General features: G+C 50.4%; 11 protein-coding genes and 1 tRNA gene. 1 reads left to right on the top strand and 11 read right to left on the bottom strand.

Going from position 1 to position 11,327, the window contains the following annotated elements; genetic code table 11:
- Positions 1–144: transposase (locus BCM14_RS14015; protein ID WP_146129788.1), on the top strand; the 144-nt coding region annotated here is incomplete at its 5' end.
- Positions 145–230: 86 nt separating this feature from the next.
- Here the strand turns inward: BCM14_RS14015 and BCM14_RS14010 are convergent.
- From BCM14_RS14010 to BCM14_RS13960, 11 genes are all read right to left on the bottom strand, one after another.
- Positions 231–307, bottom strand: a tRNA-Val gene (locus BCM14_RS14010).
- 72 nt (positions 308–379) lie between these two features.
- Positions 380–1,057 (bottom strand): phosphoribosylanthranilate isomerase, encoded by a 678-nt coding sequence (locus BCM14_RS14005; protein ID WP_106228668.1) that lies wholly within the window; start codon positions 1,055–1,057, stop codon positions 380–382.
- Positions 1,047–1,829 (bottom strand): tRNA pseudouridine(38-40) synthase TruA, encoded by a 783-nt coding sequence (gene truA / locus BCM14_RS14000; protein WP_106228667.1) that lies wholly within the window; start codon positions 1,827–1,829, stop codon positions 1,047–1,049. The genes BCM14_RS14005 and truA overlap by 11 nt, the downstream gene beginning before the upstream one ends.
- Before the next feature lie 33 nt (positions 1,830–1,862).
- Positions 1,863–3,356 (bottom strand): type IV pilus assembly protein FimV, encoded by a 1,494-nt coding sequence (locus tag BCM14_RS13995; RefSeq protein ID WP_106228666.1) that lies wholly within the window; start codon positions 3,354–3,356, stop codon positions 1,863–1,865.
- 45 nt (positions 3,357–3,401) lie between these two features.
- Positions 3,402–4,529, bottom strand: a complete 1,128-nt coding sequence (asd, locus tag BCM14_RS13990; protein WP_106228665.1) for an aspartate-semialdehyde dehydrogenase — start codon at positions 4,527–4,529, stop codon at positions 3,402–3,404.
- A gap of 217 nt (positions 4,530–4,746) precedes the next feature.
- A complete protein-coding gene (gene leuB, locus BCM14_RS13985) occupies positions 4,747–5,823 on the bottom strand; it encodes a 3-isopropylmalate dehydrogenase (RefSeq protein ID WP_106228664.1) in 1,077 nt (358 codons plus the stop codon).
- 72 nt (positions 5,824–5,895) lie between these two features.
- Positions 5,896–6,552: a 3-isopropylmalate dehydratase small subunit gene (leuD, locus tag BCM14_RS13980; RefSeq protein ID WP_106228663.1), complete on the bottom strand. Its 657-nt coding sequence runs from the start codon at positions 6,550–6,552 to the stop codon at positions 5,896–5,898.
- A gap of 6 nt (positions 6,553–6,558) precedes the next feature.
- On the bottom strand, positions 6,559–7,968 hold the full coding sequence (gene leuC / locus BCM14_RS13975; RefSeq protein ID WP_106228662.1) for a 3-isopropylmalate dehydratase large subunit: 1,410 nt from the start codon (positions 7,966–7,968) through the stop codon (positions 6,559–6,561).
- A 149-nt stretch (positions 7,969–8,117) separates the two neighbouring features.
- On the bottom strand, positions 8,118–9,194 hold the full coding sequence (gene aroC, locus BCM14_RS13970) for a chorismate synthase (protein ID WP_106228661.1): 1,077 nt from the start codon (positions 9,192–9,194) through the stop codon (positions 8,118–8,120).
- 88 nt (positions 9,195–9,282) lie between these two features.
- The gene (locus tag BCM14_RS13965) at positions 9,283–10,821 is read right to left on the bottom strand and encodes a protein adenylyltransferase SelO (RefSeq protein ID WP_106228660.1); all 1,539 of its coding nucleotides are present in this window, start codon (positions 10,819–10,821) and stop codon (positions 9,283–9,285) included.
- A complete protein-coding gene (locus tag BCM14_RS13960; protein ID WP_106228678.1) occupies positions 10,818–11,246 on the bottom strand; it encodes a DUF2069 domain-containing protein in 429 nt (142 codons plus the stop codon). The genes BCM14_RS13965 and BCM14_RS13960 overlap by 4 nt, the downstream gene beginning before the upstream one ends.
- Positions 11,247–11,327 lie beyond the last annotated feature (81 nt).

Below are 11,327 nucleotides of genomic sequence, written 5' to 3'. Positions count from 1 at the left end.
TCACAATCAAACGGGATCACCGAAGGATTCCACACTAAAATGGAAATGATGTCCCGAAGGGCATACGGATTTAGAAATTTTGAAAATTACCGGCTAAGGGTCTTGGCCCACTGCGGTTGGAACGGCATATTTAGCCGTGTTTGATGAGTACTGCTGTTTAATGAATACTGCTCATCCCCCGTTAATGGGGTAGAGCCTTAACGCTTACCTGTTCACTGCTTGTGTGGTTTTGGTAGGCGGTATTGGAATCGAACCAACGACCTCCACGATGTCAACGTGGCGCTCTAACCAGCTGAGCTAACCGCCTGCAAAGACAAAGAGTATAGCGGCTTTTCAATACCCCTGTCAATTTTCGATGACAAGGATACGTTGCAGCAAACTAGTCACCATTGACCTGCCGGACTGATTGAATAAATCCCCTCATCTTCACGGCAGATTTAATACCCGGCGCCTCCTCTACCCCACTACTCACGTCAACCGCCCATGCTTTGAAATTAGATAAGGCATTAGCAACCGTGTCAGGCTTGAGTCCTCCAGATAAGATCAAGGGGCGAGCCCTGGTGCCGAGCGTTTTAACACTGCTCAGCATCGTGTGATCGAAAGATTCACCACTTCCACCATAAGCTGGCGTGTAGGTATCAAATAACCAACCGCAGGCATAAGGGTGAGCAAGGCATGCCTCGGTCATTTGTTCAGGGGTCTCCATACCAGGTGCCCCTACTCTAAAGGCTTTGATATAAGGCAGGCCATACGAGGCGCACTGCTCTGGAGGCTCATCTCCATGAAACTGTAAAACGCTCGGTGCAACAAGCGACATGACCGTTTCGACTTCGTTATCTGTTGGATCAACAAATAGCGCCACGGTGCTGATAAATGCGGGTGTCTGACCGCTTAGTTTGCTTGCATCTGTTGGCGATATGTAGCGCTTGCTTTTTGGATAGAAAACGAAGCCGACCGCATCTGCGCCAAGTAAGGCGGCAGTTTGTAAATCTTCTGCGCGTGTAATGCCACAGATCTTGATACGAGTGCGTGAAGGTTGTGAATAATCAGCTGGCAAAGGGTAGTTTCCTTGATTTTGGCAACGTTATATCTGGATAGTGCACATCGGTCAGATACAGTCCATCTGGCGCAAAGGTCGGCGCTGCGAGAGTGCGGTCTCGAGCGTTGAGAGTATGCACTATGTAATCCACCGGTTGACGGCCCTGTCCAATTTGAAGCAAGGCACCGACAATATTTCTTACCATGTGGTGTAAAAAAGCATTTGCTTGCAGATGAAAGATAATGAGGTCGCCGGACTTCGTCACATCCAAACGCGTCATGGTTCTCACTGGTGATTTAGCCTGACATTGTGATGAACGAAAACTGCTGAAATCATGCTCGCCGATGAGCGAACTCGCGGCTAGCTTCATCGCTTCAAAATCTAGCGACCGGAACACCCAACCTGCTCTGCCTGCCCACAAAGGCTGCCTTACTCGACTATTCAACACAAGGTAAGTGTAGGATCTAGCTCTAGCAGAAAATCTTGCGTGAAAGCTGTCCGGCACCACTTGACCCCATTGCACTGAAATTGAGTCAGGCAACTTACTATTAAGACCTCTAACCCAAGACTCCATTGGCCGATCAATGTCCGTGTCAAAGTGTACAACTTGCGCAGTGGCGTGAACGCCAGTGTCCGTTCTACCCGCACAAGTAGTCGGATGATGGCAGGCGGTAAAAGACTCGATTGAGCTTTCCAAGCAATCTTGTAAAGTCAACCCATGCGGCTGAGTCTGCCAGCCCTGCCAAGGTCGTCCGTCGTAAGAAATCCCGAGCGCGAGACGCAGTGTCACAACAGCGCAGCCTCAGTCAAAATCAGCAGATATTTATATTGATTTCTCAGATTTCGTTGAGTCAGCGGCAGTATTCAACGTGACAATATCGTCCTTGACTGGCGAGTTCAGGTCTAAATCAATTTTGTTCAGCGTTTCGGTTGCTTCTGTTTTACTCATCAGGCCGTGATGTATGGTGTCCGACGATTCGTGCCCATGGGTTTGCGGGTTTCTAAAATAAGAGGCCACGGCTTCATCAATTTCGCTTGAAACCTCATCATCCTCGCTGTCATAGTCATTGCGCCTGCCCGCGGCTCTCATCGCCCATGCGATGACGATAGCAATGAGCCCCAAGACCCCGGCTATCACGAGTAGCAGATTCTCCAAGACCCACGCAGATATAGCCTGATAATCCAAGCTGCTCTTTGGTTTCTCTTCTTTGACTGGCGCGGTATCAGCTGCTTTGGGCGTGACCTCCGCTGGCTTAGTAGCTTCAGCCACTGGTGCTGGTGAAGCTGTCTCAGCGGCTGTCGTCGCTTCTTTCAATTGTTTGATATTCTGCTGCAAGGCATCTAAGCGCGCCTGCTCTTCTTGGCGTTGCTTTTCAGCTACGGCACGGGCATCTGCTGCTGCATCCGCTTGCGATTGAGTGCTCAGGCTGACTTTGTCTTCAGACGGCTTACTCGGAGCGACTGCCGCACTTGAGCCCTGAACCGAACCACTCTGTGTATTGCCCGGGGTGAGCTTCTGCAGTTTGGACGCGTTCGACCGACCACGCATGGTGTTGAATATCTGCACCTGTTCAGCAAAAGTATTACGTGCTACCTGACGGTCGATCGCTTTGACTGCATCCGCATCAGGGATTTCAAGTATCGCCCCCGCCTTGAGCAAGTTCATATTCTGACTAATAAAGGCATTTGGATTTGCTTGGAATAATGCGAGCAACATTTGGTAAATGGTCGTACCGGGCACTGCGTTATTCTGAGCAATCGCGAACAACGTATCGCCTTGCTTAACAGTTGCAGACCCTGGTGAACCCACCACCGTTATTTTTGTGCCGTTGCGACTGCTCTGGGCATTATCCGAACTGGGCAGCGTCGGCGCTTGAACAGAACCACCAACAATGAAGCTCAGCTGAATAACCTGATTACTTGATGCCGTTGTTACTTCAAGCAAAAAATCAACAGCTGCGGCTGAAACGGTCTCGTTTGACGTGATTTGAACATTACGCTTAGGATTGCCCCGACTCGCGTCCAACCGAACGACCATTGAATCAAGTTTTACCGGCGGTTTGAGGCCGACTCGATCCCACTGTTCTTGATCGGCAACCTTGACCTTTAGGCTGGACGAATCTTCTGGAGACAAGGAGCCAATTGTTGTCGTGGCTGCTAGCGGTTGACCCGCAGAGGATGTGAGTCTTGAATTGCCAATAGATTGCGCATCAGCCAAGGTAGGAAGCACGCCAGTCATGGTCAACAGGGTTGTGCCAAGCACTACCGCAGTGGACTTGAATGAGCGCTTGGGTGTTGTTTTGGTCTTGGCTAGCACGGCGTTCTCCAGAATATTCTCACTACCAATTGAACAATTGGTCTCTTACAGTTCACCTAAACTAATACGAAGCATCCGGCGCAACGGTTCAGCCGCGCCCCAAAGTAACTGATCACCAATCGTAAAAGCGCTCAAAAATTCTGAACCCATTGACATCTTGCGTAGACGCCCGACAGGAATATCCAGCGTGCCCGTCACTGATACTGGCGATAACGCGGCTAAAGTAGCTTCTTTGGTGTTATCGACTACCTTAGCCCAAGCAGTGCCTTGCGCCAAGATATCACCTATTTCGTCCATAGGCACATCTTTCTTTAGCTTGATCGTCAATGCCTGGCTATGGCAACGCATGGCGCCGACTCGCACACACAAACCGTCTATTGGTGTCGCTGTGTTACCAAACCCGGGGCCGCGACCCAATATTTTGTTTGTTTCTGCCTCTGCTTTCCACTCTTCACGCGACATCCCATTTCCGAGGTCTTTATCAATCCAAGGGATCAAATTACCTGCTAGCGGTATACCGAAGTGTTCCTGGGGTAAGTCAGCTGACTGTTGCTTAGCCAAAACCCCACGATCAATTTCCAGAATCGCAGACGCGGGGTCATCCAGTAAGGATTTAACGGATTGATTTAATAATCCAAATTGCACCAGCAACTCGCGCATGTGTTGAGCACCGCCGCCCGACGCTGCCTGATAAGTCATGCTGGTCATCCACTCGATCAAATCGTGTTTGAACAGGCCTGCTAAGCCCATCAGCATGCAACTAACGGTGCAATTACCGCCGATAAAATCCTTTACGCCTTTTTTTATGGCGGCATCAATGACGTTCCGGTTCACAGGATCAAGCACGATAATTGCATCGTCTTTCATCCTTAACGTGCTGGCTGCATCGATCCATACGCCAGTCCAGCCAGCGGCGCGCAGTTTTGCATAGACTTCAGTCGTGTAGTCCCCGCCTTGTGCCGTCAAGATTATTGGTAGCTTTTTGAGGGCATCAATGTCAAAAGCGCTATGCAGGGCAGTTGAACCTGCCCACTCTGGTGCACGTCCCCCTGCGTTACTGGTAGAGAAAAAAACCGGGTCAATCAGGTCAAAATCGCCTTCATCACGCATACGTTGCATGAGCACAGATCCAACCATCCCTCTCCAACCAACTAAACCTACTGATTGCTTCATTTGAACTTGCCGTTGCCTTTAAATGGAATTGACTCAAGTTTACAATTACTTAGGGAGTAATTATGACAAAAGAGTCGAAAAGACTCATAAAAGACCCATAACCACGCTGTAAAAGCACCACTTTTAGGCCAAACTCAAAAAAATCGAACGCTCACGCCGGATTTAAGCGCCACAAGTGTGCGCTCATGGCATTAAACCAGTGCTTTGAGGGATCGCTTTACGCCAACGCCTGAATGACTGCATCACCCATGGCTTGCGTACCCACTTGTGTGGTTCCAACTTCGTAGATGTCCGCAGTTCTCAAACCCTGTGACAATACTTTCTGAACAGCTTTTTCAATTTTGTCTGCCGCAGCAGAGTTGTTTAACGAATACCGTAGCATCATCGCAGCCGACAAAATGGTTGCTAACGGATTTGCGATCCCTTTGCCTGCGATATCAGGCGCTGAGCCGTGGCTCGGCTCGTACAACCCCTGACCTGCTGCATTAAGTGATGCTGATGGCAGCATGCCAATAGAGCCCGTCAGCATGGCTGCTTCGTCTGACAAAATATCACCGAACATATTACCTGTCACGATGACGTCAAACTCCCTCGGTGCGCGCACCAACTGCATCGCAGCATTATCGACGTACATATGTGAAAGTGAGACCTCTGGGTATTCAGCACTAACCTCGGTGACGATATCGCGCCAGAGCTGCGAAGTCTCAAGGACATTTGCTTTATCAACACTACAGAGTTTTTTGTTCCGCTTTTGTGCAGCTTGAAAACCAATGTGAGCAATGCGGCGAATCTCAGGTTCGGCATAACGCATCGTATCGAAACCTTCACGTGAGCCGGCAAAAGCGCCGTCAGGCGCCGTACGAATACCTCGAGGGCTACCAAAATAAATATCCCCAGTCAATTCGCGCAAAATCAGGATATCTAAGCCAGATACGATTTCAGGTTTGAGGGACGATGCGTTGGCTAATTCGGGGTAAAGAATGGCGGGACGCAAATTTGCGAACAAACCCAGTGCTTTCCGTAGACCGAGTAGTGCCTGCTCCGGCCGATGCTCTCTCGGCAGCTTGTCGTATTTCCAGTCTCCGACTGCCCCAAACAAAATGGCATTGGATTCTTTAGCAAGTGCTAAGGTTGCAGTAGGCAGGGGATGACCATGCAGATCAAAGGCTTTGCCCCCAACAGGTGCCTCTTGAATTTCCAGCGACAAATCTAATGCTCGCAAAACCTTGACCGCTTGTTCAACGATCTCTGGACCAATACCATCTCCCGAAAGCACCGCTATTTTCTGTGTCATATCTATTCTCAATGTGATGGAGCCGGATTAAACCGGCTCCTTGGCAATCAATTTGTAGAAAAAAAGCAAAATTTAGTTCACAACGACCGGTCTGACGTCGAGCCAAGGATGTCGAGCGAGGCGCTCTGCTTCAAAAGCTTTAATCTTGTCAGCGTGTCTGAGAGTTAGCCCGATTTCATCCAGGCCGTTTACCATGCAGTACTTACGGTGAGCGTCGATATCGAATCCCATTGCACGACCATCGGGTGCAATGACCACTTGTTTTTCAAGATCAATGGTTAGCTTGTAACCAACAAATCCCCTGACTTCGTCAAACAGTCTTGCCACTTGCAGCTCAGACAGGATGATAGGCAGAAAACCGTTTTTGTAACTATTGTTAAAGAATATATCGGCAAACGACGGTGCAATAACGGCTTTAAATCCATACTGCTGAAGCGCCCAGGGCGCATGCTCACGACTCGATCCACAGCCGAAATTCTTACGCCCCAACAGGATCGATGCTCCTTGGTAGCGAGAGTGATTTAACACGAAATCCGGATTAAGTGGTCGTTTGGTGTTATCCATGCCCGGCTCGCCGTGATCGAGGTAACGTAGTTCGTCAAATAAATTTGGACCAAACCCTGATCTCTTGATCGACTTTAGAAATTGTTTGGGGATGATTAAATCCGTGTCGACGTTCTCGCGGTCGAGTGGGGCAACTAAGCCTTCATGTGTAATAAATTTGTCCATGTTGTCCTACCGGAAGTTACGTATGTCAACGAAGTGGCCCGCACAGGCCGCCGCCGCCGCCATTGCAGGGCTCACCAAGTGGGTTCTGCCACCGTGCCCCTGTCTGCCTTCAAAATTGCGGTTTGAAGTTGACGCACAACGTTCACCAGGCTCCAGACGGTCTGCATTCATCGCCAAGCACATCGAGCAGCCGGGTTCACGCCATTCAAAACCGGCTTCGATAAATATCTTATCGAGACCTTCCCGTTCAGCTTGAAGTTTGACTAAGCCCGATCCAGCCACGACCATTGCTTGACGGACATTGCTTGCAACTCGTTTGCCACGTACGACCGTCGCTGCAGCGCGTAGGTCTTCAATCCGAGAATTGGTACAAGAGCCGATGAAGACCCGATCAATCTTAATATCGACAATGGGTGTATTGGGTTTAAGACCCATGTATTCGAGTGCGCGTTCCATGCCGCTGCGACGCACAGAGTCTTTCTCTTTATCTGGATCAGGCACCCGATCTGTCACTGGCAAGACCATCTCTGGCGATGTACCCCAAGTCACTTGGGGTTGGATGTCTCGAGCGTCGATTTCGACGATAGTGTCGAACTGAGCCCCTTCATCAGAGTGTAGTGTCTTCCAATATGAAACGGCCGCATCCCAGAGTGCTCCGCTCGGCGCGAAGGGTCGGTTGCGGAAGTACTCAATCGTTTTTTCGTCGACAGCAACCATGCCTGAGCGAGCGCCACCCTCAATCGACATATTGCAAAGCGTCATACGGCCTTCGACCGACAAACCGCGAATGGCGCTGCCAGCAAATTCGATAGCGTGACCCGTTCCGCCGGCTGTGCCGATTGCGCCAATGACATGCAAAATCACATCTTTTGCTGTCACGCCAAGGCCAAGGTTACCCTCAACACGCACCAGCATGTTTTTGTTTTTCTTGACCTGAAGCGTCTGCGTGGCCATTGCATGCTCGACTTCCGACGTACCGATGCCGAAGGCGAGCGCGGCGACAGCTCCATGGGTACTCGTGTGCGAGTCACCACAAACGACTGTCATACCAGGTAAAACAGCGCCTTGCTCTGGTCCAATCACGTGAACAATACCTTGACGGACATCGTTCATTTTGAATTCAGTTACGCCATGCCGATCGCAATTGGCATCTAGGGTATCGACTTGCAAACGCGAAATCGGATCAGCGATCCCCTGCGCCCGGTCAGCTGCGACCGTTGGTACGTTGTGATCTGCCACCGCCAAGTTCGAATGCAAGCGCCAAAGCTTGCGCCCAGCAAGCTCCAGTCCTTCGAACGCCTGAGGGCTAGTGACTTCGTGTAACAAATGTCGATCGATATAAAGGATTGCCGTTCCATCCGATTCTTGATGAATAACGTGCGCGTCCCAAAGTTTGTCGTATAAAGTTTTTTTCATGTTTTATTGTTGCCAAACAGTAATGTTGACTACCGGCTTTCAACTAATGGCCGTTGATAGGCTCGGCGCTTAGGCGGACTGCTCCGGACCAAGCCGACATTTGATTATGCCACAGGGCAATCCTTGCGGTCAGTGGCAACTTTGTTGGGCTAAATACCTGTTAAGGGCTCACCACATTGGGCGCGATGCCTGAGTGCGTGATCCATCAAAACGATGGCCAGGAGTGCCTCTGCGATCGGGGTCGCACGTATGCCCACACAAGGGTCATGACGACCCAGCGTCTGAACCATCACTGGTTCTCTGTCGCTATTGATAGATTGTCGTTCGATACGGATGCTCGAGGTCGGCTTGATCGCCAAGCTGACAAGAATGGGTTGTCCAGTCGAGATACCTCCGAGAACCCCACCAGCGTGATTGGTTAAAAATCCCTGAGCAGTGATCTCATCGCCGTGTACCGAGCCGCGTTGTTCAATACTGGCAAAACCCGCACCGATTTCAACGCCTTTTACCGCATTAAGACCCATCATTGCGTGAGCGATATCCGCGTCTAGTCGATCGTAGACAGGTTCACCCCAACCTGCTGGCAAGCCCTCTGCAACAACTTCTATTCGTGCACCCACCGAGTCACCATCTTTACGCAACTGATCCATATAGGCTTCGAGCTCAGGGACCAGAGCCATATCTGCAGCAAAAAATGGATTATTTGAGACGTCGTCCCAAACCTTGAACGGCATGGTGATCGGACCGAGTTGACTCATATAGCCTCGCACGGTCACACCGTAGTTTTCTCGTAACCACTTTTTTGCGATCGCCCCGGCGCCAACGGTTGGAGCAGTTAATCGAGCAGACGACCGGCCTCCTCCACGAGGGTCTCTGAATCCGTATTTCTTGGTATAGGTATAGTCCGCATGACCAGGGCGAAAAGTATCGGTAATGGCGGCGTAATCCTTGCTGCGTTGATCAACATTTCGGATCAACAGGGCAATGGGTGTACCTGTTGTGCGGCCTTGAAACACGCCAGACAGAATCTCGACTTGGTCACCCTCTTGACGCTGGGTGACGTGACGCGATGTACCCGGGCGACGTCTGTCAAGATCGAGCTGAATGTCGTCTTCACGGAGTAATAAGCCTGGCGGGCAGCCGTCAATCACGCAGCCGATCGCCGGGCCGTGTGATTCGCCAAAATTCGTGACACTAAAGAGACTACCTAAGGTGTTGCCAGACATGTTGCGTGCTTACTTAAGTTAAAGATGACAGAGCGTCACCGCCTTGCCATCTAATATTTTAGATGATGACATTATTACACTGTGCGCCTCAGGACGAGCAGCTGACCTCAAGCTTGCTGGCCCAGGCCGGTGGCAAGGCAGCATATGACTCCATTCCCTTAACCGCGCTGCAGGGATTTTTGAGTAGCAACATCAGACGATCTATCTCACCCGGATCACCTTTCTGTGCGGCATCAATGGCTTGGTGAGCAAGGTGGTTGCGCAGGACATACAAAGGATTTGTTGAGAGCATGCCGGAAACTCGATCTTGCCAAGAGGTCCCTTGCCGCTTAAGCCGCGCTTGATAACTCGTTAGCCAGGCGTTGGCCGCGTCCCTATCCAGGAAAAGGTCTACAAATGGTTGAACGTTTGGGCTCGTGGTGCCACCCAGATCGACGGAAATTTGTTCAGACACGGCACCGCTCAAACCTGGAGCGTGGGCTAGTTGCCTAAACGTCAGGGTGAAATCTGCTTTGTTTTCGTGCATCAGGCTCCATAACGCATCAATCAAACTTTCGTCACCTGCCAGCCATTCATTGAGGCCGAGCTTGCTCAGCATCTTTGTTTGCATTGAAGACAAAAATCTGGGTTCAAACTCCGCCAAAGCGCCTTGCAGGCGCTCAGCATCAGGAACTAAATCGTACAAACTATTGGCTAGCTGGAATAGGTTCCAGTTAGCTACCGCCGGCTGAGCATGCCACGCATAGCGACCGTTACTATCGGTGTGATTACAAATATGCCGTGCGTCAAAACCGTCCATAAAGCCAAAAGGGCCGTAATCCAAGGTTAAACCGATGATAGACATGTTGTCAGTATTCATCACGCCGTGACAGAATCCAACCACCTGCCAGGCAGCCATCAACTCAGCAGTTTTCACCGTGATTCGACGAAGTAATTCAATATAGACCTGTCCTGGCTTGACGCTGTCAGCCGCCTCGAGGCAATCTGGATAGAATCGGTCGATCACGTAATCCGCCAAGATTTTCAACTCTTGAGGTTGTTTGCGACTTGACCAGTGCTCGAAAGACCCAAAACGAATAAAACTCGGCGCCACTCGAGTCACGACCGCTGCCGACTCAATCGTTTCTCTGATGACCGGTTGGCTCGAGGCAACGAGTGCGAGCGCTCTCGTGGTCGGAATGCCCAGGCCATGCATGGCTTCACTGGCAAGGTACTCACGTACTGAAGACCGCAGCACGGCACGTCCATCACCCATCCTTGAATAAGGCGTTGGGCCGGCGCCCTTCAGTTGGATCTCTAGTTCATTGTCAGGGTGCCCCACCCCCGTTAGCAGATGCGCGCGGCCATCCCCGAGCTGACCGGCCCAGACACCAAATTGATGACCACTGTAGACTGCCGAGAGCGTGGCGCCAGCCTCCATCGAGCTCGAACCACTCACCACTGACAAGAACTCACTGCTTGTCAACGCTTTGTCTGACAGGCCGAGCGAGTCTGCAACATCTCGATTTGCATGAAGCAATTTTGCATCGCTAAGTGGTCTGGTATCAAGTCTGGTGTAGAACGCACTTGGTAATGAGGCAAAAGAATTTACTTTTGGAAGTGCAGCAAAACTATCGTATCTGTTCATGGACGAGGATTCGCTTGTTTAGCCAATTTGCTTTCAGATTTCGCCAGTTTTTTAGCGGGATACACGTAAAAAATCGCGCAAAAGAAAAATACAGTTGATAAAAAGATTTCAATGCCTGCCAACAAAACTGACGGACCGGGAGGATCTGACATCAATCTCACCACACCTTCCATCAGATACAGCAAAATCAGCATAGAGGCCCACTGCACCGTGTAGAGCCTCCCCGCGATCACTCCTCTGACGGCAAATGCAAGAGGCAAGGCCTTCAAAAACAATAGACTACCTCCTGGCTTAATAGGTGCCAGCCAGGTTTCCCACAAGACACTTAACAAAATCAAAGCGAGTAGACAGACCCAACAAACTCTTCTTAACTGATTGCTTAGAAAGAGAGTTTTTGATTTATCAACCGTATCGCCTGCAGCCATCATCATTTTTTTAAACCAATAGTTGGATCGATACGCTATTATCGCTTGGCCATCAGCCCTGGGTGAGATTGATTCAATCAA

This window comes from Jezberella montanilacus (assembly GCF_003003055.1).
GTDB classification, from domain to species: Bacteria; Pseudomonadota; Gammaproteobacteria; order Burkholderiales; family Burkholderiaceae_B; genus Zwartia; species Zwartia montanilacus.
The sequence above is the reverse complement of the archived record's forward strand: the minus strand, read 5'-3'. Positions and strand labels throughout refer to the sequence as shown.

What these genes read in the sequence shown, in the direction of transcription:
- asd (WP_106228665.1), bottom strand. Translation starts at nt 4,529, where the DNA reads ATGAAGCAATCAGTAGGTTTAGTTGGTTGGAGAGGGATGGTTGGATCT.
- leuB (WP_106228664.1), bottom strand. Translation starts at nt 5,823, where the DNA reads ATGACACAGAAAATAGCGGTGCTTTCGGGAGATGGTATTGGTCCAGAG.
- leuD (WP_106228663.1), bottom strand. Translation starts at nt 6,552, where the DNA reads ATGGACAAATTTATTACACATGAAGGCTTAGTTGCCCCACTCGACCGC.
- leuC (WP_106228662.1), bottom strand. Translation starts at nt 7,968, where the DNA reads ATGAAAAAAACTTTATACGACAAACTTTGGGACGCGCACGTTATTCAT.
- aroC (WP_106228661.1), bottom strand. Translation starts at nt 9,194, where the DNA reads ATGTCTGGCAACACCTTAGGTAGTCTCTTTAGTGTCACGAATTTTGGC.
- BCM14_RS13965 (WP_106228660.1), bottom strand. Translation starts at nt 10,821, where the DNA reads ATGAACAGATACGATAGTTTTGCTGCACTTCCAAAAGTAAATTCTTTT.
- BCM14_RS13960 (WP_106228678.1), bottom strand. Translation starts at nt 11,246, where the DNA reads ATGGCTGCAGGCGATACGGTTGATAAATCAAAAACTCTCTTTCTAAGC.